The following is a 24,469-nucleotide window of genomic DNA, read 5'->3' on the forward strand; positions in this document are numbered from 1 at the left end:
AATTTTTGTAAAAAAACTACGTAAGTTGTGTTACCTATGCACAAAAATCTAAAAATCTTACTTGACATAGTACGCTGTCACTCCCCGAATATTCTTGTTTCACAAAATGTTTAGAAGCAGATATGGCACGCCGCGTTTGTATGGGTGTGTAAATCAGCAAAAAAACGACACAGAGTCTTTTCTGTGTCGTTTTTTCAAGTCAGGGGGACGGGTCCCGTGGATAAAGATAGGACCACAGGAGTAGAGAATATTAAGACCGTGGCTCATTATTATATTATTTTTGAACAATTATAATAAACACTGTTAGAAACGGAAAGGCACCCTTTTATAAATGAAATTTAAATAGAAGAGTGTATGTACAACTATTTTATAAAGATAAGAAACACTAGAGCAACTTGGGGGTATAACGTATGAAAAAAATTGGAGCTAAAGGTATGAAGTGGCTAAAGATTATCCACGTTTTTCTTGTAGTATTATTTTTCGGAGGAATAGTAAGCTCTATAGCTTTAAATCTTCATATTGATTTCACAAAATATGATGAGGCCTATCTCGGCTACAAAAACATTATTATAATTAGCGATAATATTGTCAGATGGGGTGCGATTGGCACTTTATTAGTGGGTTTCACATACGGATTTTTTACCAACTGGGGGTTTTTCAAGCATAGATGGGTTGGTGTTAAATTTGTTCTTTATATTATTCAAACAATCGTTGGGATTTTCGTTGTGGACAAGTTAATGGTAGCTAATATGGAATTATTAGAAACTCAAAAAGAATTGGCATTAAGCAATCCAATCTTTATCCAAAATCACGAGATAAGACAATATGCGGTCTATTTTCAAGTTCTTGTTACCATTTTCATATTTATTATATCGTTTTTAAAACCTTGGAAAAAGAAAATAGTTCATTCAAAACAAGCTCAATAATTACTGTTAATGGCAATACTAAAGGTTTGGTTATTTAACCAAGCTTTTAGTACATTATTTACCGATCGTAGTGTTATTTTTTGTTTTTCGCTTAATGATATTTACCAACCTGTACCTTAAAACGGAACGACTTATGTAAAGTAGCTCTTTTTTTATTCGTTCATTCTTTCATTATGATCTACAGCATAAGTAAATAAAGAGAAAGAGGGCAGTTGTGAAAAATTGCTTTCCTTTTATTATCTAAAATTATATTGGATTATCTTTTTCAAATACTATGTCATCCATTTCTTCCATTCAGCTTTTCTTAGTGGGCTCACTGCCATACACCTGTAAATATAGCTCCTTAAGAGCCTTTCTTACCGCGTTCTTTTTCCTTCGCGAATCTTCACCAAATCCGATGCAATCTAAGAAAGGCGGATAATCCTGGGAAATCGTAACGGTTACAGAGTAGCGGTTTTTGTAGCGAATGATTTCAAACTCAAGTTCATCCCCAACCTCGTTGATGATTTGCCTGACCTCTCTTGAAATGTAATTTCCTGATAGGTAATCTTCCAAAACTAACTCGCCGCCTTCGGTTATTTTTATTGAAGAGGAGTTTTCAACATCTATATTATTGAATTTATGTATATGGAACTTATTGGAACAAGTCACTGATAATTTTATTATATGTCAGAAGGCATAGAGTAACTGTAACGAAAGTGCTAACTGTGTGACGGATTGGTGCCAATTAAAAAGCCGTGGCTCACTCATGGCTCATTAAATTTTAATAATTGTCCAAAAATCATGGGACGCTTTGGACCCCTTTTTCTATATAACAATGGTGATAGGTGCAGCAACTATAAAGCTAAATCACCGCAATAGACCAATTTGAACAGATTCACCATTTAACTCTTCAGTAAATAAAAAAGAGAATATCTTGGAGGGGTCCACTATGAGCAAGCTGTTAATCAATGAAAATCCGCTTTTGATTCTACCGTCACTAGCACTAAAAATAGGCCTGAATGAAGCCATCCTGTTACAGCAAATTCATTATTGGCTTGTATCCAGCCAGCATGAAACGGAAGGAAGAAAATGGATTTATAATACATATAAGCAATGGCAGCTCCAGCTTCCCTTTTTGTCAGAGAGTACAATCAAGCGGACCATTAAATCGCTTGAAGAAAAAGGGTATGTCATTTCTGGGAACTTTAATCGACATAAAATGGATAAAACTAAATGGTACACGATCAATTATGAAATGTTTGAAGAGTTAATAGAGACTGAAGAACAGGTCAGTCAGGAATCTCCTACAGGTCAGGATGAGACGACTAGTGATTCAGCTTGCCCTATAGTAGAGACCATCGTGACCCAAGCAATACCAGAGAGTACTTCAGAGATTACAACAGAGAATAAAAACAATATCCCTTTTTCCGAAATCATCGCCTACTTGAACAACAAAACAAATTCATCCTACAAGCCAGGAACGAAGAAAACGAGGGACCTGATTACTGAGCGCTGGAACGAAGGATTCCTGTTTGATGATTTTAAGAGAGTGATCGATATAAAAACACAGGAATGGCTCTATGATCCTGTCTGGAATAAATATCTCCGACCGGAAACGCTGTTTGGGCCGAAATTTGAATCGTACCTGAATCAAAAGTCTAGAAAGATAACCTATCGTGAGGAAGATTTTAACCTGGATGACTGAGAGCGAGGTACTCTGGCTTCTCAAGATTATATCTGTTTATGATGAATCCCTTTGAAATGGTTCAGGAAAAAGTAGATTCATGGTTTATGATGGTAAGAGTTTTTACTGTTCCGATGTCTTGAGTGAATTCTACATTTGGGTGGGACAGAGGGGTAGGCACTGCGGTCCGTCTGTTGGTTGGAACATTGTAACTAAACAAACGTTTGATTAGTTAGGTTTACTTGTTATTGGTGAGGTAGATGGTTTGGGCAGACCAATTGAGAGATTCATACCGTTAGCAATATCATGGGAACTACTCTTTGGGTAGGGAAAGCCAGGGGGACGGTACCGCGGCTCGGTTTATTTATGCCGTGCGACCCATCATTATGGCTGCTCCCAGTATTATGCCATGGAACCCGTCCGCTTGGCACTCTCCTTGGTATACTATATATAAATAAAGTTTAACTAGATAAGTAAAAGGAGTAGATCTAGGGTGGAAGTGTATCTAAGTGAATAATCGTTTGTTACTACTATATCAAGAATATTGGGATGCATTGATTTCGGCACCAAATAGAAATCGCTTGAGTAATCCGTTATTACTCTATCTAAATGATGAAGAAAAGTATCAAAATGCTGACTTGAAGATTATGTTTTTTGGGCAGGAAACAAATACATGGGAAGGGGAATTAGGAGGAAAAAGTATTGAAGAATTATTACATACATACTCAGAATTTTTTGGTAAGGGAAAGTGCTTCAGGTATGGAGGCCAGTTTTGGAATGCTGTACGAGATTATGTTCATTCGATTAAACAAGTGGCCCCAGATAAAAGTGTGGAGTTTGTATGGAATAACCTAATAAAGGTTGGTAAGGCAGATAGTAAGGGGAAACCCGGTGCGGATTTAATAGAGTTTCAGAAGAAAGAATTCCCTGTGATTAAGGGAGAAATTGAGATTCTTAAACCAGACCTCATTATCTTTTTTACAGGCCCTTATTATGATCAATATATTGAAGCTGAGTGGGGGAATGTAACCTTTACTGATATACACAATTGGAAGAAAAGAGAGCTGGCAGCAATCAGTCATGAACTCTTGCCTGTAAATACCTTTCGTACTTATCACCCTAATTATATATACAGGAAGGGTAAGGCGTATTACTCTGATGTTAGGGATATTATTCTTTCGAAAATTGATGGGGTTTTGGAAGACTGAAAGTTGGTTGTTTGAAAAGCCAAGGGGACGGGTACCGTGGCACAGTATATTTAAGCCATGGGACCGTCCCTAGGGCTTTTAAGAAAAACGCCAATTGCGGCGTTTATTAAGGACGGTTCTTGCTATTCTTACCTTTTTGTTGATCATCATCTCGATTTTCACCTGTAACTGCATCAACTACATTATTAACCACATTACTAATGCTATCACCGAGTCGTTCTAAGATTCCATCCTCTTGATTGTCTACTTTATTGTTATTGTTAGCATGACGATTATTCTGGTTATCGATTCCTATGATGTTACTGACTTGTTCAAAGATTTCCTTATCTTGATCGTCCATTTTATCGTTCTTGTTTGATTGATGATGATTTTGATGGTTATTTTGACCTTCGCTTCCTATGATATTACTGATTTGTTCAAAGATTTCCTTATCCTCATCGTCCATTTTATAGTTATTAATCGTTTGATGATTATTTTGGTTTTCCATTTTTCCACCTCCATAAATAGATTGCGTAAATTTATGGTATTTATGCGATTACAATCGCACTGTGACAACCCGAAAAATCACATTTCACAGGAAGTCGGGAATGGAAACAACGGGGCGGTTCTCGCGTTACATTGATAGGAAAGGCTCTATGTAGAGAATTCTATGCATAGCTTTTAGGAATCATCAGAACCGTCCCCGCGTTGCCGTAAATCCGCCACTTCTGCTTTTAAAATTAATCGAAGGGTTTCTAAATTCCAAGAAGAATCATATGATCTGCTGAATTGGTAAATAATATCTTAGAGGTGATCATGTGGATGGGAATAAATTAAAACTCACATCTTCAGAAATAGGAACACTATGGGGAGAGTACGTGAACGGTACGGCAACAGATATAGTAAATAAATATATGTTTTCTATTATTGAGGATGAAGCAATTAAAGCCATTTTTGAGGATGCCATTAAGACGTTCGAAAAACAAAAAATACAAATCGTAACTTTTATAGAAAACGAAGGATTTCCAGTTCCAATTGGATTTACTGATTCTGACCTCTTTAAAGATAAACCGAGATTGTTCACGGATATATTTTGCCTAAATTATTTACATATCATGACATTACACGGGTTGCTGGGACACAGCACTGCTTTAGCCGTTTCTGTTAGAAAAGACTTGAGGGACTTTTACGATTCGTGCGATAACGATGCGAAAAGGATGTATCATCAAACCATCGAGTTATTGCTTGAAAAAGGAAGTTTTCAAAGAGACCCTTTATTTTATCCAGCTAAAAACCCGGAATATATTTCCGGCCGAGATTTCACAGATGGATTTTTTGGAAAGGGTAGAACCTTATCAGCGACAGAAATCATTAGTATTTCTTTCAACCTTAAAAAGAGCATTATGACAAAGACCCTTTCTATCGCATTTAGTCAAGTCGCTCAAACAAAAGAGGTAAGAAAGTTTTTAACTGATTCTGAAAAAACGTCGGATGGTCAAATAAAGGCACTTTCAAAAATCATGCAAGATGATAATTTGCCAGTTCCAAAATCCTGGGAAACAGAAGTGACAACTTCGACGGACTCTCCTTTTTCCGATAAGTTAATGTTGTATCACATTGGTTTCTTGTTCCAAGCGGCACAAAACTATCATGGGGCAGGATTAGCGTCATCTATGCGAACAGACCTCATAGCAATTTATGAAGGAACTATTCTAAAAAATTTAATGGTTACAAAAAAATGGTATAACCTAATGGTGCAAAATAAATGGTTAGAACAGCCTCCACTTGCTCCTAATAGAAAAGAAATTGCAAAAGAAGTATAGTATAAAAAATCCTTTAGGGATTGGCGCCTGCCTCTTCCTAAAAAAATTGTTTCACAAAATGTTTCACGAATCATATTGTTGTTAAGGAGGATCTGGGGAGTTGTGTTCTTTAGGTCTTCTTCTCATTATAAATAAGTCCTGTCACTGTTATTACCGAAACATCTTGTTTCACATGATATTTCACAGAAGAAACTTCTTCTTCTTCTCTTCCACTCCCCAAACTATGATACTCACTAACCTATCAAATAGATTACGAAATGTTAATTTTAAGACCTCTAAGTAAATAAATCATAAATAAATACAACAATTTCAATGGAAATGTAAAGAAAAATAATTGGTAGTTTCTGGTCTAAATAATAATATGAAAGGTTTTGATAAGGATAAGGGAACTTGACAAGGATGTTCGGACTAGGGAGTTACTTCAAAGTCTTCAATTGACTAGTGAAAAGGTTATAGAATCAAGAAGTTTTATGTTTGATCCTGATGAATGAAATATTAATATTCTTTTACGAAACTTCATTTTGCGGTAATCAATTTTTATCATTGTCGACTTATGATAGAAACAAGTTTAAAAATACGTGAATGGAGGATTTCTATGACTAATCAGGATCAAAATTATTCTTTTGATAGAAGAAAGTTTATTAAAATTGGCGGAGTGAGTACACTAGCTTTAACCATGGGAGCTGCAGGGATTCCAACGGGTTTATTCGGTGATTTACCTACTGCACAGGCTGCTGCTAAAGCTAATTTCGATGGAAAGCTGAAATTTAACGCTGATGGGAAATTCAAAGTTGTCCAATTCAATGACACACAGGATGATGAAAATATTGATCGTAGAACGATTGAATTAATGGAAAAAGTACTTGATTCGGAAAAGCCAGACTTTGTTGTGATCAATGGCGATGTAATCACGGGCGGCGCTGATACTCCGATGGAAACAAGACAAGCCATCAATAATGTGGCGCAGCCTATGGAAAAAAGAGGGATTAAGTGGGCGATTACTTACGGAAATCATGATGAAGATTCTACTCCGAAAAGCGGCCTTGATGAGGCAGCTATGCTACAAATTTATATGAATTATCAACATAATCTAAACCAACCGAGTGAAAAGGGCATCACAGGAACAGGGAATACGAATCTATTTATTAAAAACTCTAAAGGCACGGATGCAGCTTTTAATCTTTGGTTGCTCGATAGTGGGAGATATGCGCCTAAAACCATTGATGGCCAAGACTTTAAAGGGTATCCAACATGGGACTGGCTTCGTGGCAACCAAGTGAATTGGTATTATGAAACGTCCAAACAAATTGAGCAGCAGTACAATCGAAAAATCCCTTCCCTTATGTTTATTCATATCCCGCTGTGGGAGCATCGTTTTATGTGGTACTCAAGTGTGGACGATCGATCAGCTGCAGCCCATGAACGTGCTGTTGCAAAGCACCATATTGTCGGAGAAAGAAATGAAGATGAATGTCCGGGACCAATTAATAGCGGCATGTTCTCAGCTATTTTAGACCGAGGCGATGTGAAAGGCGTCTTCTGCGGACATGACCATGTGAATACCTACCATGGTAATTACTATGGAGTCTTACTTGGCTATGCTGGTAATACCGGCTTTGGAACCTACGGCATTTCAGGTGCTGAACGAAACAGACTTCGCGGTGCCAGAGTCTTTAATTTAGACGAAAACAAAGAAGGTGTTTTAGTCGAAACACATATGGTCTTTGCTAAAGACTACGGCATCGACTTAACAGCAAACGACCAAAGCATCAGCCCAGAACCAATAGAAGAAAGTAAGAAATGGGAGAAATTTGTTCAACGAAACACTTGATAGGTGCCTGGCACGCCCCGAAAAATTTTGTTTCACAAATTGTTTCACGTGATCACAAAGCCAGGGGGACGGGTTCAGTTTATTTGGGCCATGGGACCCGTCCCCCTGGTTCTTTGGTCACAATCATGTATTGTCCCTCGATCCGAATGTTTAAAAAAGGCAATTTTGTTGAAAATAAAGCTAGTAATATCTAAACTAAAACTAGGGTAAAAGATATGACGCTTTTATCTCAAACAAGGATGTCGAAAATATATGCCAAGTAATCCACAACAAACTGAATTGGCTAGCTATATAGGGAAGTTACTACGCGATAACTTTGGGAAAGGGCCAGAATCCGTTTTTGTTACAATCGATAAGTCGGTTATTACAATCTATCTCCGAAATTTCATGTCACCTACTGAAAGAGTACTTATTGAACAAAATCAAGAAAAAATATTTCAACAGACAAGAGATTCCTTGATGAAGGCACTTATCCCTGAAATAAAAGCTTATATTAAGATTTTGACGGGAATTGAAATTCGTGAATTCTACTATGACTGGGGAATACACAATAAATCAGGGATATTTGTAGGAATAAGTACGAATTTAGACACAGAAAACCTTTGGTTAACTGAAGAATATGAAGGAAAAGAAAAAGTCCATGAAGAAATATCTAATATTAGCCAACAGGTGGAAAAGGCCCCGGCTGAAATCTATTCATGCCAATTAAACCCTAGAACGATTCTTTTGATTCGGAACGATATTTTGGTAAATATTGAAAAAGAGTTAATTAGAGAGGGATATCAGGAGATATTACTTATAGCAAAAAGAACCTTGGAGAAAACGTACTTACATAATAACAATCACTTTGAATCCATTCTTAAAGCAACCGTAATTGACATTTTTGTTGACTGGGATTTTTTTAAAAATAAAAGTGCCATTGTTTTTATTCTTAAGCCAAATTAATAAAATGGTGGAAATGAACTAAACGAGTGAGTTAGACATGAGCCAAATGAGAAGCCTTTGCTTCTTATTTGGCTTTTTATTTTGCCTTCATAAAAACAAACAAGGGAGAAATGGAAATTCAAACCAATTAAGGAGGTGATAAAATGGATTATGAATTGCAAAAATTTAAAGCAGATTTTTTTAAGGCCCTTTCTAACCCCATTCGTATTAAAATTTTAGAGGTACTTTCTAATGGAGAAATGGGTGTAAGTGAAATTCAAAGGGTAATTGGTAATGAAGGTTCTACTGTTTCTCAACAACTTATTTTATTAAGAAACAAAAATATTGTTGTTGGTAGAAAAATTGGTAATCGTGTCATTTATTCATTACGAGATCCGCTAATCATTGATTTACTTCTGGTCGCTAGGAAAATTTTTAATAATCATCTAATCGGAACTATTCAAATACTAGATAGATCTAAAGAGTAGAGCCAGGGGAAAGCTAGGGGGGGCGGGTCCCGCAGCTCAGTTTATTTAAGCGATGTGACCCGTCCCCATGGTTCATCCCCCATGGCTAACCCTTATAATATCCTTTTCACAAGCGGAGCTCTTAAAATTAAAAAGGCAATGATAAAGCATGTAGCCACACTCAAAGGGGCAACTATAAGAAATTTTACAAAAGACGGTAATTCCAACGTGCGGAATGCCATTGTCCATCCAACAATAACTGGCGGATGAATCAAATATACGGTGTAGGCACTTTCGCGCAGCCTGTTAATAAAATCATTCGTGACATTCCAACGTTTTTGAAAATAAACAATCAGGCCGATGCAAATACCAAAGCATAAGAACGGTTCCCACAATGCATAAAACAGAGCTTGAGTATTCATTCCTCCTGAAACGTTAAGTTTCCCACTAAGAGCACCAGTGGCAATTAAACCAACCGGAAAAACTGGAATCATAACAAGGCCAATGATTTTCCATGTTTTAATCAATTTTACCGGCATATTTTCAAGCCATTTGTGACGATATGCAGCAACTCCTGACCACATGAGGAGCAAATACAATGGGAAATAACCAAATTGAAGTCCCCATATACCTGTTCCAGTTGGGTAAATCAAACGAACTGAAAATGCAATGAATCCAAAAATAAAAGCGATAAGAACTAATGTCTTACCTTTAGGGAAATTCCTTGTTTTTTCATTTTCCTTAGTAGGCTTTGTGAAAAATTGAAATAGTGCATAAAATATACTCACATAAAGAAGCGTTTCTAAAAACCAAGCAGGTCCAAAAAAATTCTGTTCAAACGAAAAAACCTTTTGGATGTAAAATTGTGATAATGTCATGTTGCTGTAGAAATGAGCAATCCAGCTAGTGATTGGTCCAATGATAAAATAGTAGAATAAAAGCGGGATTCCGATGCGGACCATTCTCCCTTTTAGAAAAGCTAATGGTCCTTTTTTGTCATAGGAAGCTGGCATAAAGTAGGTAGATACAAAGAAAAATAAACTCATAAAAAACGCTTGGCAAACTCCAGTGAAGATACTTAATAGAATCACCGTTACACTTAATTCACTGTCATCGATATCCTTTAATATCCAAGAACCTGCTCCTCCGTACGCAATAGATGTGTGAAACACAACCACTAGCATCGTTAGAAACACACGTAAATTGTCCAAATATACTATTCGACCCATTCGATTCTCTACCCTTCATAGTGTGGATTATTCCTATATTTACTTATTTAATTTTATAGAAAATTTAGGAAAATTAACAGACCCAGAGCTACCAGTAATTTTAACAGACATTAATGCTAGTCCAGAGAGTCTTCCACATCAAATTTTAACAAATGGAGGATAGGATGAGTTATGGTAACTAGCTGAGACAAGGATCGCCTTAACTACAATAAATAATAGATAAACTGAGTCAAGACCATTGATATAGTTAAACGGTGCTTGGCTTGTTTGAGCTAAAGTGCAAGACCCTTTGCTGCTGAGGTGCTTCCTTTGCTGCCTAGCCACCTGAAAAATTTAAAGCTAAATTGGACAAGGAGATAAGCTAATATTTACTCACAATAATATAATAAGAATAAACTATACAAAGGAGAGTGATTCCATGAAACTCTATTTAGATCCAGGTCATGGAGGTGCTGACCCTGGAGCAACCGGGAGTGGACTAGCTGAAAAAGATATTACGCTGGATATTGCTCTTAAAATACGAACGATTTTAGTGACTAATTATGAGAATATTGAAGTCTTGATGAGCCGTTCAGCTGACATCACAAAAGGGTTAGCCGAGAGGACAAATGAAGCTAACTCTTGGGGTGCCGATTTTTATATGTCCATTCATATCAATGCCTTTAATGGTACTGCCCAAGGCTATGAGGATTATATCCACAACAGTTTATCTAACGATTCTGTAACCGCAAAATATCGGGATCTAATCTATGCTGAGGTTATTAAATTAAATCAGCTAATTGACCGTGGAAAGAAAAAAGCCGATTACCATGTTCTCCGCGAAACTGCCATGCCGGCCATGCTATCCGAGAATGGCTTTATTGATCATCCGCACGATGCTGCGTTAATGAAACAAGATTCATGGCGCCAAAATGTTGCACAAGGACATGCAAATGGTATTGCAAAAGCATTTGGGTTAAAAGCTAAATCTGAAGTTCCTGTTCCTGGAACCATTTATAAGGTAATCGCTGGTTCTTTCAAACTAAGAGCAAACGCAGACGACCGTGTCACGTTCCTTCACTCAAAGAACATTGAAGCGTTTGTTGTGACAACCACTATTTCTGGTGAGACTTGGTATCGAGTTCAAGCAGGGGTTTTTTCAAACCGCTCAAATGCGGAAGCTCGTCTCCAGGAAGTTCATAACGTTGGAATTACAGATGCCTTCATTATGGCAGAACCAGCAGCTTCAAGCACGCCTTCACCACAACCAGTCCCAACTGGGTACGCTATACTTGGGCCTACTTATTTATCCCCAGAGCAAATGAATCGTTTTGCAAAATCAGTTAATCCAAACGCACCCGAATTAGGAAGTTACTATTTAACCTTCGGAGAATATTATGGAATAAGAGGCGATGTTGCCTTTTCCCAGGCCTTACACGAAACAAACTATTTCCGGTTTACTGGAATCGTTAAACCTGAACAAAACAATTTTGCCGGAATAGGAGCCACAGGGCCTAGTAATACAGGTGCAAGTTTTAAAACACCTGAGGAAGGCGTTCTTGCTCACATTCAACACCTTTATGCGTATGCTACAACACAACCATTACTAGATAAATATCCCCAGGTGGATCCCCGATTTCATCTCGTAAAAAGAGGGTCTGCTTCCACATGGACAGCCTTAAATGGAAAGTGGGCGGTTCCTGGCACAACCTACGGGCAGTCCATTTTAAGTAACTATGAGAAAATGATTAACTTCACAAAACAGAATTTAGATACCATCTTGCAATCGCTGTGACGACCCGAGGGAAGGAGGAAAAGGGAAGAGAGAGTCCGAAGGCGAATCAAGTTCGGACAAGAGAAAGGGGAAAAGGGAAGAGAGAGTCCGAAGGCGAATCAAGTTCAGACAAGGGAAAGCGGAAAGGGAAGAGAGAGTCCGAAGCCGAAACAACTTCGGACAAGGGAAGGCGGAAAAGGGAAGAGAGAGTCCGAAGCCGCATCAACTTCGGACAAGAGAAAGCGGAAAAAGAAAGAGGGAGTCCGAAGCCGCATCAACTTCGGACAAGAGAAAGCGGAAAAGGGAAGAGAGAGTCCGAAGCCGAATCAAGTTCAGACAAGAGAAAGGGGAAAAGGGAAGAGAGAGTCCGAAGCCGAATCAAGTTCGGACAAGAGAAAGGGGAAAAAGAATGAGGGAGTCCGAAGTCGCATCAAGTTCGGACAAGAGAAAGCGGAAAAAGAAAGAGAGAGTCCGAAGGCGAATCAACTTCAGACAAGAGAAAGGGGAAAAGGGAAGAGAGAGTCCGAAGCCGCGCATCAACTATTATACGCTATGACCCTTGAAACAAAAAAAGTGTCTACAAGTTCATTTATCATGACTTGTAGACACATGTTCTTAGGTGACATAAGCTCCACCTTCTTTCTCTATAACGCTTACGAGGTTAGCTGACGGATTCGGGCCAGAGTAGCCCTACCTATATAAAGGATTCACCCCATGGATTCGATGGAATCCAGATGGTTCCCCCGCACACTATGGTTTCGGCGATTTAGAATTTGGAAACTTTTTTTTAGTTGGTATGGGTAAGTAAAGGTTTGTCTCTTTTAAGAAACTTTTGAGCTTACATAAGCTTCTTCGATGAGCTGTGAATCAAAGTCGTTATAGTAGATGACCTCGCTAAGGACTTTGCTTCCCTTTATTTTCTTAAAAGATTCTTTGGCCTCTTCTTGATTATCAAATTCAAACATTTGAATATCGTTTTTTCCATACACAGTAATAACCCACATTTTAAAAGTTCCCTCGCTTTTATTATTAGTTTCAAAAATATGATCCCAATGCCTTACCGCCAAAACAATGATTCGTTGCTATTCCTTCCTAAAACGCTTCTTTCATCATCCCCTTTCTTACACAACGACATTTGCATGAAGGTTGCCTATTTCGTACGAAACAAGCTTACCCCTTACATATGATATTGTACACCATTTTGACTGTATAATTGTATAAATATTTTGACAATTCTATGACAATAGTGAAAAATTAATTAAGATGCCTTGTTTTTGACATAAAAAAGGATGAGCTTGCAATCGAAAAAGTTAACCACTAACAGGAAACGGGGTCCCCTCAACCTAAAATATTTTTTAAAATTCAGTCTATTTTACGTATAAAAGAATCATAGTTTGGAAATCATGAAGGTACAGTAATGAAAAAGGGAGAGGGATCATGTATAGAGAAAGTGGAATAACGTTTTCAGACTTTGTTGATTATGATCAATTTAAACTAAATGCTTATCTTTCTTTTCTATTTCATCGATTTAGTCAGAAGAAAACATGACAGTCGGGTAAAGGCATTGGTGTTGGTTAATTAAATTAGTTTGCAAGACTATTATCTGGTATGCTAAAGTTCTTAAGATAAAAGGAGAGATGTACAAATGAATAAAACAGAATTAGTAAAAGCGGTGGCAGCACAAGCTGAATTATCACAGAAGGATGCGGCTAAAGCAGTAGATGCGTTATTTGAAACGATTTCTAACACTCTTGCTCAAGAGGAAAAGATCCAATTAATTGGATTTGGTACGTTCGAAGTACGTGATCGTGCAGCTAGAACAGGACGTAATCCGCAAACTGGCGAAGAAATCCAGATTGCTGCATCAAAGGTTCCTGCCTTTAAACCAGGGAAAGAATTAAAAGAAGCTGTGAAATAAAGTGAAACACAGGCACCGTAACCCAGTTGGTTAGAAAAACTGGGTTACGGTGCCTTTCTTGTGTGGAGAAAAGGCCAAGGGGACGGCTCCCGCGGCTCATTGTGCCACGGTACCCGTCCCCTTGGCTCTCTCTCAAAGGCTGAGGAAGGCCTTGACTCTCTTTTTTACGTTGTTTGCTGCTCTACAAATTTTATAAAATTGGATACGGCAGGTGACATATAGCCATTTGTTTTCCAAACCATTTCAATGGTTCGATAGCATTCTGGATTTTCCACATGTATGACGGACACTTTTTCAGTATCAAGACCTGAAAATCGTGGGATTAGAGCCACACCAAGATTTGCGCCAACTAAGTCTGCGACTGTTCTTTCCTCAAACCCCTCAAACGTTTTCTTTGGATCAAATCCAGCTTGGTGACATAGATTCTCTATTAAGTCATACAGCGCTGTACCAGGCTTAAAGAAGATAAAGGGATCCTTAGCGACTTCATGTAACTGCACACTCTCTTTTCCGGCTAATCTATGATTCTTTGGAACAATTAAGACCAGCTCCTCGGTTCGAATGGGAATCGAACTTAGCTGAGGATAGGGTTCCTGTGGCGAGCAAAAGCCAATGTTAATTTCAGCTGAATGAATTTCATTCAAAATCTTACTTGTAATATTTTGAGACAATTGAAATTGAATGCCGGGGTACTTTTCGTGAAATTTGCTGATTAAATCGGGTACATAGCTCGAACCAAGTGTTTGAACGAATGCGATATGGATCGTTCCGTGTAAAGGGTCGACCATGTCGTTGATTTTTTGTTTTGCCTCTGTTAGTTCAGATAGAGCTCGATTTGTATGTTCTAAAAAGATTTGTCCATATTGATTTAACTGGACTCCACGACTTTTCCTTTCAAATAAGGGGACACCGACTTCCTCTTCAAGTCTAGAAATCGAGCGGCTCAACGCAGGCTGCGAAAGGTTTAATTCGTTTGATGCGTGCGTGAAACTATTTGTTTTCGCTAATACTTTGAAATAGTGAAGTTGATCCCAATCCACCTATAGCCCTCCAAACGATATGTGATATTACAATTATGCATACCTTCTATAAAAAAGACAATTATTTATGCATAACGCGAACTGCTATAATGAAGTAATCATCCTATTCTTACTTGTTAACTTATGAATGGGATACTAATGGTCGTTCAATGATAAAAAAATAAAAAGGAGTATGTATAATGGCAAAACCTAAACTATGGACGAAAGATTTTATCATGATTACGATCATGAGTTTATCTACCTTTCTAGCATTCTATGTATTATTAACAGCTCTACCCTTATATATAGCAGATGAGTTTCAGGCAGGTGCTGAGTATGCAGGTTTATTAGTCACCTTATTCCTACTTGCTGCGATATTGATCAGACCGTTTGCTGGGAAGTGGGCCAGTCAGGGGTCTAAGAAAAAAATTCTTATCTATTCCTCCATTGCCTTTTTTGTGGCAACGCTTCTTTATCCATTTGCCTCAAGTTTGTGGTCTTTACTTCTTTTACGGATTGTACACGGAATCACCTTCGGGATGATGACAACGATTCAAGGAACGATAAGCACGGACCTTATTCCCGATTCTAGACGTGGTGAAGGGTTGAGCTATTTTTCATTGGGGATGGGAGCTGCGATGGTAGTCGGTCCCGTGATCGGACTAAACCTTGGTAATATCGATGCGTATCAAGCTGCCTTTATTCTTTGTATGGTTATTTCAGCTGTCAGTATACTGCTTTCCATGATCGTGAGTATTCCTGAAAAAGCTCGCGCTTCAAGTAATTTAAAAGAGAACAAAAGGTTTTCGTTCAACGATATTATGGATAAAAAGGCAGCTCCGTTTGCTCTGACTATTTTTCTACTAGCATTCGCTTATTCCGGTATTTCGTCATTTTTATCCTTATACGCAATCGAAATTGACCAGGTTCAAGCATCCAGCACTTTCTTTATTTTGTATGCAATCTTTATGATTATTTGTCGCCCATTTACAGGAAGATGGGCCGATATGTATGGAGCAAAGTGGATTGTGTATGCTTGTATCCTTCTATTCGGTATCGGAATGTTTCTACTTCAGTCCTCGCAGCTAGGGATAATAATTATGCAAGCCGGGATCATTATTGGGATGGGATATGGTTCTGTCGTTCCTCTTTTACAAACGCAGGTTATTAACTCTGTAGAAAAGCATCGTTCGGGGATGGCCTATTCTTTATTCTTTAATGCGATGGATTTAGGTATGGCAGTTGGTGCATTTGTACTCGGTATGATTGCCGACTCATTTGGATACCGCAATATCTTTATCACAGGACTAGCGCTCATTATCGTCGGTGGACTTGAATACGCCTTGTTAGGTTCTAGAAAGAAAACGGAAGAGGCCACAGTAGAAGCAAGGTCCGTTAGTTAAAAAACCACGGGGACGGGTACCACGGCTCATTTTATTTGAGCCGTGGTACCCGCCCCCATGGCATATTACATAAATAATCGCTTTTCCTGCATGAATCTGAACCAATTGGGACATAAATGAAATGATATTAATATTAATCAAAAGGAGAGGGGTTTTGACATGGAAAAGATTGAGGTTGGAGAAATCTTTACGATTAGTGATGAAAATGATGAGGATATGGAAGTGGAAGTACTGGCTTCAATGAATATTGAAGGGACAGACTATGTGGCAGTGGCTTTTGTTGAGGATGTCCAGCAGGAAACGGATGAAGACATCGATATCTTTTTTCTAAAAGTAGACCAGGAGGGTGACCTCACGGCGATTGACAGTGACAATGAATTCGACAAAGTCTCCGCAGCGTTTGAAGAAATCATGGATGAAGAAGAGGAATAGAGTAAGCTTTTTCAAATAGGTGCCTAATCAGCGCCTATTTTTTATGGACGAAACAAATGTAATAACATTATTCCTTTTTAATGTGTTATACAATTTACGATTGACAAACTAAATGTGACATACTATTATGATAGTAACAAATAAATAAAAAACGTTTACATCTTAATAATATGGAATTGCCTAACTTAAAAAATTAAAAAAAAGAGGAGTTTTTCTAATGGGAACTATCATTTGCCAAACTTGCAATAACACAATTGATCATTTTGAAAATGAGAAAGTTTCAACTTTGTACGGAAAATGCACATGCTGTGATGATAAACATAAGAAGACTTCTAAATAATTCCAGTATATAGTAATACTATAAAAAACCGTTCTTATAACCTTAATGCGTTAAACAAACTTGTTTGACAAATTAAATGTAACATACTATTATAATACTAATAAATAGGAAGCGTTTACATTTTAACAATTCTGAATTATCTAATTTAAAAATCAAAAAAAAGAGGAGTTTTTCTAATGGGAACTATCATTTGCCAAATCTGCAATAGCACAATTGATCATTTTGAGAATGAAAAGGTTTCAACACTGTACGGAAAATGTACTTGCTGCGGTGATGATAAACAAAAGAAGGCTTCTAAATAATTCAAGCATAGTAAAAACCGTTCTCATATGATGAGAGCGGTTTTTTAGATAGGTGCTGAGTGGACTATTTATCTTCAATCCCCACCGCCACCACAGCTTGAGCAGGAGCTGCAGGATGATGAGCAAGAACTACTGCTACAGGAGCTACTTGACCCACAGCTTGAACAGCTGGATGATGAACTACTGCTGCCGAAACTCATATAGCTTGCAAACTCATCATAATGAAAATAAGAAACAGATAAGAAAGGCACGAGCATCATGTTGTAATTTTGCTGCGTTTTACTTTTTCTCAGCTTTTCTTGTATGACGCGTTTTTCATAGTCCTTTATACTATTTGCACTTTGTTTCATCGAGGAGATAAGCGCGAGCAAGGTAGGCATAGATTGGATATCACTTTTAAAGTATAGATTTATCAGTTCATTTTCAGGTAGATTGATAAACTCTTCTATGACACTTGGAGGTACAGGGTACTTGAAAAACCCCTTATACAGATAAATATTCTCCTTTCTTATGAAAAAAAGCTCACTATACACCCAATCAAAAAATCCTCGTAAATCAGGATCAGGAGTCTCTTTTACATTTGGACGGTGATGAAGTGCAGTACCTAAATATTTTTTTGAAAAATCATCATACTCACGGGTAAACATGAGCATCTCATGCCACAGATCGTCGACTTTTTCGCTAAACATTGGTACCTCTTTTAAAAGAGAAGTCAGTATAAAATAGCGTTTCAAATCTTGTAGACGCCAATGATACTCGTTTTCCTTTAGCTTCGTATCCTTCATTACCCTGTTTTCTACGTTTTCCATATAACCCTTACTAAGAGACTGCTCCAAATGATCACTTAACTTTTTTAAGCCTTTTATTGGTTTTGTCTCTACTGATTGTGGGGACAAACCAAATGTAAATGAGAGTTTTTTGCGTAAAAATAAAATAAACCAGATAATAGCTGCGAGCAGGAGTATCCAGGTCATGTAATTTCCCCCTTTTGTCACAGGCACGACCCGAAGTTTGTCGATATTTGTCATTTGTTTTTATATAACCGAATACCACCGATCATCTAGATTACTTTCTTCTAAACGGCATATTCCTTGCTGAACTAGCTGATCCAAAAACATTGCCACCTGTGGAAAGACTAAAGGCTTTCCCGTGCTGAAATACCCTTTAAAGCTATGCTCGAGTGAATCCAATTCCTCGCAAATTTCTAGTACACTGATGGCCCCATTGTTCTCTAATAATTGAATAATTAAGCGGTGGGCATCTAGTCCTAAAGAGGAAGAGAGCATAGGTTTTTTAGCAAGCTTTTTGGGCTGTGATCTTTTTATTGTACTGACGGGCTTCGTTGACTGTTTAGAAATATTTCTATTTTTTTGTTCTTCTTTAAGCCTTTCAAGTTTTAAGTATTCTTGTCTATGTAGTTCATCTTCTATTTCCCTTACTAATTTGGTTAATCTATTAATTTGTTTATCAAGTAAAGGCAATTTAAGCTGAAGCTGCTCATATATTTCTACCGGAATCTTTATTTTGTAGTCTATGAGTTTCCTTATAATTGATCGATCCCAGCCATTCTCCAATTTATATAGAATTTCATCTAATTCATAATCAATTAACTCGAAACCTTTGATGATATCTTTCACAATAGAAGCGGGAATCCCTGTGTGAAATTCAAAATGATTCCTTCCGAACTTCTTAATTTCCGCTGTGCGTGTGTTTTTAACGATATACTGATAACGGAGGGACATGCCGCATTCGCAGCGATAAGGACGATTTCCTTCTCCGCCATCCAATAAATCAATGAATTCCCACTGTTGAATTTCCTGTTCTAAATCCTGGTCAGAACCTAAATAGGTACCTTTCCCCTTTGCTAACTCATTAGAGAAAACGGTTCTCTTTCCCCTTTTTAATTTTTCCATTAAATAAAGACGCTGATCTTCCGTTAAAGAACTCAACCTTGACTCTCTTTGTTGCGAAGAATAGAAATAATCCAAAAAATCCACCTCCTGGAAATATTATAGCATTCCATAGGGCGGAGGAGCCAAGGGGACGGGTTCGATGATCTAGTTATTACATTTGAATGAGCTGTTAACCAGATGTGCGTTCAATGATTGATAGTTTGGAGAACATATCGAGACATAGAGATAGTTTATTAATAAAAACGAATAAGGAAAGCTCAGCTGAGATTCTAAAAACTCTCATAGAGCTTTCCTTATTTTTCTTCAACAATCAGAACTCATTCAATAGTATCAGAAAGGACTACGGAACCCGTCCGAGACCACTGGAAAAGTCCGAATTTTTAGAAGGTAAGATAATAATCAAGTTGTCAAAAGCTACTTTCTGACAGAGTTGCTTTGTAATCCAGTCAAGTTGTCACAAGAGAGACTTTCTTCTGACAGAGTTGCTTTGTAATCCAGTCAAGTTGTCATAAAAGAGGCTTTCTTCTGACAGAGTTGCTTTGTAAACCAGTCAAGTTGTCACAAGAGAGGCTTTCTTCTGACAGAATTGCTTTGTAAACCAGTCAAGTTGTCACAAGAAAGGCTTTCCTCTGACAGAGTTGCTTTGTAAACCAGTCAAGTTGTCACAAAAGAGGCTTTCTTCTGACAGAGTTGCTTTGTAAACCAGTCAAGTTGTCACAAGAGAGGCTTTCTTCTGACAGAGTTGCTTTGTAAACCAGTCAAGTTGTCACAAGAGAGGCTTTCCTCTGACAGATATAACCATATTTTACTAAGCATATCCTATCAATTGGATACCCGATGTAAACTACCACTTGATATTCATTTTAATATTTTTTCAGCAGTCTCGAACCCGTCCCCATGGTTCATTCCCCTGTCTCATCTTGAGTGCTGTGATTTCTAATTGTGCCGGTGTGATGAATTTTCACTTGGACGTCTACTGTGACGGGCATAGTTGCAAACCTTTGATTCCAATCTATTTTTAATTCCTTCCAGGATTCTGGTTCAGAACGGTGTAAGGCATCACCAAAGCCGAAAATATCTGTTTGATATTTTTGTTGGGCAGCTTCGATAGCAGAAATGATTACTTCTTTAATATCTTTTTCCGCTCTTTTTTCGAGATCATAAATCGTGCTTACTCTATTTAAGTCTAAACCAGTACATTCTACATCCGCTACATTTGCCTCTACATCTAGCTTGATTGTTCCTTTCGGTACATTGTTTGTCATATTGGTATGTAAATCGGTCTTTGTTCGTAACACCTCTAATGAGAGTTTTCCTTCTTGTGGACAAGTATATGTGGTAATGGTATTTTTTACTTCTCCAAGGGCATAGTTCACCCCTTTACTTTCCCCTTCGTCTAACCAGCCTATTAATTTTTCATCCTTAAAAACAGCCAATCCATTGTATTTGAGTCTAACAGGAGGATTGATATTCTCTATATTTTGTTTGGTCCCGCCAGACTGCTTATTACTCGTTCTATAGACACTTGTTAAAACCGGGTTATCTCCTTCGCTTGAAAGCTTTGCATCCAGTGCATCAAAAGTAACGGACATGGATGGAGCCCAAACTTTCTCTGACGTTTCAAGGGCATTATATAATTTGTTAGCTGGAATAGCCTCTAAAGATGTTAGTACTTTTAAAATATCCTCGGCTCTTGACTCCTTTGCGACTGTAATATTAAAGTCTGGTCTAAATTCATGATCTCTCGAAAAGAAATCAAGTGTTTTCCTAATCCCTTCTCTTGCTATCTCTTCACCGAAAATGACCATTCTAATATGAGCTAGATATACTTTTCTAGGAGAGTTCGTTGTCATTTTCCTCAATGTTTCAAATATGGTATCCCCTTTTTCTTGAAAAATAATGACAGGAGTACTTCTCCCCGCCCCTTTATTAGAAGCAATCTCTGCTGGATTGACAATTTGTACTGTTATCAGATATTGATCATCTACTTTGTCAATGCCCATTGCAACAGCAATGGCTAGTTCATTTAACTCCTTTCGAGCCCAGCATCCTGTAGTAATTGATAATAGTAAAAGATAAATGCAAAATATAAGGATTTTACGTTTCATTCGCGAACTCCTCTTATTCAAAATGTGCCTACATGGATAGCCTAAGCGAATGGATTCCAAAATATTCTTGTCAAAAGCTGAATCCTTTTAAGAATAATCCTTTTATACGAGTATATTAAGAATAAATCTTGGAAAAATAAGGTTTAAAAAAGCGGGGATTATCTGTGTTTTTTTTCAAAAAATCAATTATAAATCGGGGTATAAAAAATAAACATCCTGAACCTAAAAATAGTTCGCAAAATCAAAATGACTCTAGTAAATTAAGTACTAATTTAGAAGAAAATCTTCAAAAAATAAAGAAAGCACTTGGATCCAGTGATGACATCATTATCCGTGAGTTCCGTTTTGGAAGAGAAAAATCAATAAAAGCAAGCATTGTTTTTACCGATGGGCTCGTCGACTCGATCTCTAATCAGGAATTCATCATGGAATCATTAATGAAGGATTTTCCGCAGGATGATTTTAGCAAGACAGGTATGGAGGATCTTGTTTTAACGATAAAAGAAACAACCCTGACCGTTGCAGATATAAAAGATGTTACTGATTACCAGTTGCTTTATGAATTACTTTTTTCAGGAAATGTCATTCTTCTGATCAATGGACATTCCGTCGGATTGGGTATCAGCATGAAGGGAGGGAAAGAACGAAGTGTAACAGAGCCATCCACTGAAAATTCGATCATGGGGCCAAGGGAAGCCCTAACGGAGAATATACGTGTAAATACTGCCTTAATTCGCCGAAAAATAAATAATCCTAATCTTTGGCTAGAATCAAGAAAAATTGGAGAACAAACCAAGACTAACGTGTCATTAATGTATATAAAAGGGATTGCAAGTGAGGAAATAATAGAAGAGGTAAGGAGCCGTTTGGATAGGATTAACATTGATAGTATCCTGGATTCTTTATATATTGAAGAGCTCATCCAAGATACTACGTATACCCCTTTTCCAACCATCTATCACACTGAACGCCCGGATGTTATCGCAGCAAACCTTTTAGAAGGAAGGATCGCCATTCTTGTAAATGGAACCCCGTTTGCATTGATCGTTCCAGCTGTATTTGTCCAATTTCTTCATGCTCCAGATGATTATTATAGCCGAGCCGATATTTCAACATTATTACGTATCTTACGATTTATCGGTTTATTAATCGCCATGATCGGACCATCCGTCTATATTGCCATTTCGACCTTTCATCAAGAGATGCTGCCAACCCCATTATTAATTAGTCTTGCAGCGCAGCGTGAAGGCGTTCCGTTTCCAGCATTTATAGAAGCTCTTATGATGGAGGTTACATTTGAAATCTTACGTGAATCAGGATTGAGATTGCCAAAGGCGATTGGTCAAGCTGTATCCATTGTTGGAACTCTCGTGATAGGATCTGCGGCAGTAGAAGCAGGAATTGTTTCCGCTGCGATGGTCATTGTTGTTTCCATTACCGCCATTTCGAGTTTTATTGTTAGTTCTTATAATTTATCCACGTCCATTCGAATGCTCCGTTTTCCATTCATGGGGCTTGCTGCTTCATTCGGCTTTTTTGGAATAACATTTGGGATTACTGCCGTTATTCTTCATTTATGCAGCTTGAAATCGTTTGGTATACCTTATATGACACCATTTGCTCCTTATATAAAAGAAGACCAAAAGGATGCATTGTTCCAATTTCCAAGATGGGCTCAAACCACACGTCAGCGTTTAATTAATCAAAGGAATATAAGAAGACAGAATTCAACGATACCCAAACCGGACCAAGGAAATAATTAAAACGGAATGATTGCAATAGGGTTGAGAGGAGTTTTACATATGAAATTAATAGTAGTACTCGCTGCAGCTTTGATTATAATTGCGATCGATGTCCCTTATCTAAAAAGAAATAAGTTAAAAAAAGAGCCATGGGTATTTACCATTCTTCTATTGATTGGCGTTGGTTTATCTATTGCATATACCTTCAATCTGCCACTTCCTAACCCATTAAGAGGAATCAATACGATTTTACAGCCTTTAAGTCACTATATCTATGAACTTTTAACATAATCAGTGAGGGAAAAAGCGATGCTTGAAAATGAAAAAATTTCAGTTCACCAATTTAGGGTATTAGTAACCTTTTTTACGATTGGGACGAGTATCCTTGTGTATCCATCGATTTTAGCAAGATACGCAAAACAGGATGCTTGGTTAGTTGTGATTATTAGTATAGGTATAGGGCTCGCTGTTATATGGATGTTTAGTAAAATGACGCAGTTTTTCCCCAATATGAACCTGGCTCAAATCAATGAAAAGGTATTTGGGAAGTGGCTTGGAAAATTCTTTACGTTTTTTTATGTTTTGGTCGCATTTATTGCTTCTGCAGAACTTCTATACAATTCAGGTACTTTCTTTCGGCTCAATCTTATGCTAGAGACACCAGTAGAGGTCCTTCATATCATGACAGCCCTTCTTTTAGTAATGGCTGTCCGCATCGGTCTGGAAACATTTTCACGTGCTGCCGAACTATTTTGGGTGATCTTTATTTTACTTTTTTTGATGCTGCTGTTTGTGATTCCTGAAATCAAGTTTCAAAATATCCAGCCCGTCTTGGAAAATGGCGTAAAGCCCTTGCTTTTTCCTACTCTGATATTAGTAAGTGTTTCTACATTTAATGCTATTTATCTATTAATGATCTTTCCTGCAAGTGTAAGCAATCCCCAGGGAGCACAAAGAGCCTTTTATATCGGTCTTATCATAGGAGGAATGATCACTTTTATTACAACCATATTAGCTATCCTGGTTTTAGGGGCGGATCTCACTGCAAGAACTCGTTTCCCCAGTTATTTATTAGCTCAGAAAATTAATGTAGGTGAATTTGTCAAACGAATAGAAGTCATCGTTGCGACCATGTGGTTTATAGCCGTATATTTTAAGTTAATTCTCTATTTTTATGCATGTTGTTTGGGTCTTGGACAAATGTTGAACCTAAAAAGTTATCGTCCCGTTGTATTACCTATGGGGATGATTCTAACTGTATTTGCTTCCATGATGTTTCCGAATGTCGTTCAACAGCAGAAATGGGATACCGAGGGGATGTTAATGCTGAGTAACATTGCAGGAGGATTTCTGCCATTGCTTATAGTAATTGTTGGGTATTTTCGTCGTAGAAAAGCGTAGGATTGGATTGGTGCCTAGTATAGTAAATAGAAGTATAAAACAAAGAAAGACCACCGTTTTCATTGTAAAATAGAAGTACCTACCA

Annotated in this window: 25 protein-coding genes and 1 riboswitch; of the genes, 17 read left to right on the plus strand and 8 right to left on the minus strand. The window is 37.7% G+C overall.

Going from position 1 to position 24,469, the window contains the following annotated elements:
- Nucleotides 1–410: 410 nt before the first annotated feature.
- A complete protein-coding gene (locus tag ACHUFV_RS26865; RefSeq protein ID WP_394239513.1) occupies nt 411–926 on the plus strand; it encodes a DUF2269 family protein in 516 nt (171 codons plus the stop codon).
- A 294-nt stretch (nt 927–1,220) separates the two neighbouring features.
- Here the strand turns inward: ACHUFV_RS26865 and ACHUFV_RS26870 are convergent, their stop codons facing one another.
- The gene (locus ACHUFV_RS26870) at nt 1,221–1,481 is read right to left on the minus strand and encodes a hypothetical protein (RefSeq protein ID WP_394239514.1); all 261 of its coding nucleotides are present in this window, start codon (nt 1,479–1,481) and stop codon (nt 1,221–1,223) included.
- 376 nt (nt 1,482–1,857) lie between these two features.
- Here ACHUFV_RS26870 and ACHUFV_RS26875 point away from each other — a divergent pair, with 376 nt between their 5' ends.
- Both ACHUFV_RS26875 and ACHUFV_RS26880 read left to right on the plus strand, forming a co-directional pair.
- Entirely contained in the window at nt 1,858–2,613 is a 756-nt protein-coding gene (locus ACHUFV_RS26875) for a conserved phage C-terminal domain-containing protein (protein WP_394239515.1), read from the plus strand.
- A gap of 488 nt (nt 2,614–3,101) precedes the next feature.
- The gene (locus ACHUFV_RS26880; protein ID WP_394239516.1) at nt 3,102–3,800 is read left to right on the plus strand and encodes a uracil-DNA glycosylase family protein; all 699 of its coding nucleotides are present in this window, start codon (nt 3,102–3,104) and stop codon (nt 3,798–3,800) included.
- A gap of 106 nt (nt 3,801–3,906) precedes the next feature.
- Here ACHUFV_RS26880 and ACHUFV_RS26885 read toward each other — a convergent pair whose 3' ends face one another.
- A complete protein-coding gene (locus ACHUFV_RS26885) occupies nt 3,907–4,287 on the minus strand; it encodes a hypothetical protein (RefSeq protein ID WP_394239517.1) in 381 nt (126 codons plus the stop codon).
- Between the two features lie 310 nt (nt 4,288–4,597).
- On the opposite strand from ACHUFV_RS26885, the gene ACHUFV_RS26890 reads away from it, so the two are divergent.
- The 4 genes from ACHUFV_RS26890 to ACHUFV_RS26905 all read left to right on the plus strand — a co-directional run bounded on the left by ACHUFV_RS26890 (nt 4,598) and on the right by ACHUFV_RS26905 (nt 8,845).
- Nucleotides 4,598–5,602 carry a DUF3231 family protein gene (locus ACHUFV_RS26890; RefSeq protein WP_394239518.1) on the plus strand — a complete coding sequence of 335 codons (1,005 nt, stop codon included), beginning with the start codon at nt 4,598–4,600 and terminating at the stop codon, nt 5,600–5,602.
- A gap of 595 nt (nt 5,603–6,197) precedes the next feature.
- Nucleotides 6,198–7,433 carry a metallophosphoesterase family protein gene (locus tag ACHUFV_RS26895; RefSeq protein WP_394239519.1) on the plus strand — a complete coding sequence of 412 codons (1,236 nt, stop codon included), beginning with the start codon at nt 6,198–6,200 and terminating at the stop codon, nt 7,431–7,433.
- Nucleotides 7,434–7,685: 252 nt separating this feature from the next.
- A complete protein-coding gene (locus ACHUFV_RS26900; RefSeq protein ID WP_394239520.1) occupies nt 7,686–8,378 on the plus strand; it encodes a Na-translocating system protein MpsC family protein in 693 nt (230 codons plus the stop codon).
- A 143-nt stretch (nt 8,379–8,521) separates the two neighbouring features.
- Complete coding sequence (locus ACHUFV_RS26905; protein WP_394239521.1) at nt 8,522–8,845, plus strand: ArsR/SmtB family transcription factor; 324 nt, start codon at nt 8,522–8,524, stop codon at nt 8,843–8,845.
- A gap of 92 nt (nt 8,846–8,937) precedes the next feature.
- Here the strand turns inward: ACHUFV_RS26905 and ACHUFV_RS26910 are convergent, their stop codons facing one another.
- Nucleotides 8,938–10,053 carry an acyltransferase family protein gene (locus tag ACHUFV_RS26910; RefSeq protein WP_394239522.1) on the minus strand — a complete coding sequence of 372 codons (1,116 nt, stop codon included), beginning with the start codon at nt 10,051–10,053 and terminating at the stop codon, nt 8,938–8,940.
- Between the two features lie 418 nt (nt 10,054–10,471).
- On the opposite strand from ACHUFV_RS26910, the gene ACHUFV_RS26915 reads away from it, so the two are divergent.
- Nucleotides 10,472–11,827 carry an N-acetylmuramoyl-L-alanine amidase gene (locus ACHUFV_RS26915; protein WP_394239523.1) on the plus strand — a complete coding sequence of 452 codons (1,356 nt, stop codon included), beginning with the start codon at nt 10,472–10,474 and terminating at the stop codon, nt 11,825–11,827.
- A complete protein-coding gene (locus tag ACHUFV_RS26920) occupies nt 11,824–12,219 on the plus strand; it encodes a hypothetical protein (RefSeq protein WP_394239524.1) in 396 nt (131 codons plus the stop codon). The genes ACHUFV_RS26915 and ACHUFV_RS26920 overlap by 4 nt, the downstream gene beginning before the upstream one ends.
- A 222-nt stretch (nt 12,220–12,441) precedes the next feature.
- Nucleotides 12,442–12,580, minus strand: a riboswitch (cyclic di-AMP (ydaO/yuaA leader).
- 47 nt (nt 12,581–12,627) lie between these two features.
- Here the strand turns inward: ACHUFV_RS26920 and ACHUFV_RS26925 are convergent.
- Complete coding sequence (locus ACHUFV_RS26925; RefSeq protein ID WP_394239537.1) at nt 12,628–12,810, minus strand: hypothetical protein; 183 nt, start codon at nt 12,808–12,810, stop codon at nt 12,628–12,630.
- Between the two features lie 641 nt (nt 12,811–13,451).
- On the opposite strand from ACHUFV_RS26925, the gene ACHUFV_RS26930 reads away from it, so the two are divergent.
- Nucleotides 13,452–13,724, plus strand: coding sequence for an HU family DNA-binding protein (locus ACHUFV_RS26930; protein ID WP_394239525.1), 273 nt, complete (start codon nt 13,452–13,454; stop codon nt 13,722–13,724).
- Nucleotides 13,725–13,888: 164 nt separating this feature from the next.
- Here ACHUFV_RS26930 and ACHUFV_RS26935 read toward each other — a convergent pair whose 3' ends face one another.
- Nucleotides 13,889–14,764 carry a LysR family transcriptional regulator gene (locus ACHUFV_RS26935; RefSeq protein WP_394239526.1) on the minus strand — a complete coding sequence of 292 codons (876 nt, stop codon included), beginning with the start codon at nt 14,762–14,764 and terminating at the stop codon, nt 13,889–13,891.
- A 179-nt stretch (nt 14,765–14,943) separates the two neighbouring features.
- Between ACHUFV_RS26935 and ACHUFV_RS26940 the strand changes: the two genes are divergently transcribed.
- The 4 genes from ACHUFV_RS26940 to ACHUFV_RS26955 all read left to right on the plus strand — a co-directional run bounded on the left by ACHUFV_RS26940 (nt 14,944) and on the right by ACHUFV_RS26955 (nt 17,220).
- Complete coding sequence (locus tag ACHUFV_RS26940; RefSeq protein WP_394239527.1) at nt 14,944–16,146, plus strand: MFS transporter; 1,203 nt, start codon at nt 14,944–14,946, stop codon at nt 16,144–16,146.
- Nucleotides 16,147–16,305: 159 nt separating this feature from the next.
- On the plus strand, nt 16,306–16,578 hold the full coding sequence (locus ACHUFV_RS26945) for a DUF1292 domain-containing protein (protein ID WP_394239528.1): 273 nt from the start codon (nt 16,306–16,308) through the stop codon (nt 16,576–16,578).
- Between the two features lie 217 nt (nt 16,579–16,795).
- On the plus strand, nt 16,796–16,918 hold the full coding sequence (locus tag ACHUFV_RS26950) for a GapA-binding peptide SR1P (RefSeq protein ID WP_394239529.1): 123 nt from the start codon (nt 16,796–16,798) through the stop codon (nt 16,916–16,918).
- Nucleotides 16,919–17,094: 176 nt separating this feature from the next.
- Nucleotides 17,095–17,220 carry a GapA-binding peptide SR1P gene (locus tag ACHUFV_RS26955; protein ID WP_394239530.1) on the plus strand — a complete coding sequence of 42 codons (126 nt, stop codon included), beginning with the start codon at nt 17,095–17,097 and terminating at the stop codon, nt 17,218–17,220.
- Nucleotides 17,221–17,294: 74 nt separating this feature from the next.
- Here the strand turns inward: ACHUFV_RS26955 and ACHUFV_RS26960 are convergent, their stop codons facing one another.
- The 3 genes from ACHUFV_RS26960 to ACHUFV_RS26970 form a co-directional block, all read right to left on the minus strand.
- Nucleotides 17,295–18,194 carry a glycine-rich domain-containing protein gene (locus ACHUFV_RS26960; protein ID WP_394239531.1) on the minus strand — a complete coding sequence of 300 codons (900 nt, stop codon included), beginning with the start codon at nt 18,192–18,194 and terminating at the stop codon, nt 17,295–17,297.
- 60 nt (nt 18,195–18,254) lie between these two features.
- Nucleotides 18,255–19,208, minus strand: coding sequence for a DUF3895 domain-containing protein (locus ACHUFV_RS26965; protein WP_394239532.1), 954 nt, complete (start codon nt 19,206–19,208; stop codon nt 18,255–18,257).
- Between the two features lie 827 nt (nt 19,209–20,035).
- Nucleotides 20,036–21,241, minus strand: a complete 1,206-nt coding sequence (locus ACHUFV_RS26970) for a Ger(x)C family spore germination protein (RefSeq protein ID WP_394239533.1) — start codon at nt 21,239–21,241, stop codon at nt 20,036–20,038.
- Between the two features lie 164 nt (nt 21,242–21,405).
- Between ACHUFV_RS26970 and ACHUFV_RS26975 the strand changes: the two genes are divergently transcribed.
- From ACHUFV_RS26975 to ACHUFV_RS26985, 3 genes are read left to right on the plus strand one after another with little or no spacing between them, the layout of a single operon-like run.
- Complete coding sequence (locus tag ACHUFV_RS26975) at nt 21,406–23,004, plus strand: spore germination protein (RefSeq protein ID WP_394239534.1); 1,599 nt, start codon at nt 21,406–21,408, stop codon at nt 23,002–23,004.
- A gap of 39 nt (nt 23,005–23,043) precedes the next feature.
- Nucleotides 23,044–23,274 carry a hypothetical protein gene (locus ACHUFV_RS26980; protein WP_394239535.1) on the plus strand — a complete coding sequence of 77 codons (231 nt, stop codon included), beginning with the start codon at nt 23,044–23,046 and terminating at the stop codon, nt 23,272–23,274.
- A gap of 18 nt (nt 23,275–23,292) precedes the next feature.
- Nucleotides 23,293–24,384: a GerAB/ArcD/ProY family transporter gene (locus ACHUFV_RS26985; protein ID WP_394239536.1), complete on the plus strand. Its 1,092-nt coding sequence runs from the start codon at nt 23,293–23,295 to the stop codon at nt 24,382–24,384.
- The last annotated feature ends 85 nt before the right edge of the window (nt 24,385–24,469 follow it).

The organism is Niallia oryzisoli, from assembly GCF_043641075.1.
In the GTDB taxonomy this organism is placed as follows: domain Bacteria; phylum Bacillota; class Bacilli; order Bacillales; family Cytobacillaceae; genus Bacillus_BD; species Bacillus_BD oryzisoli_A.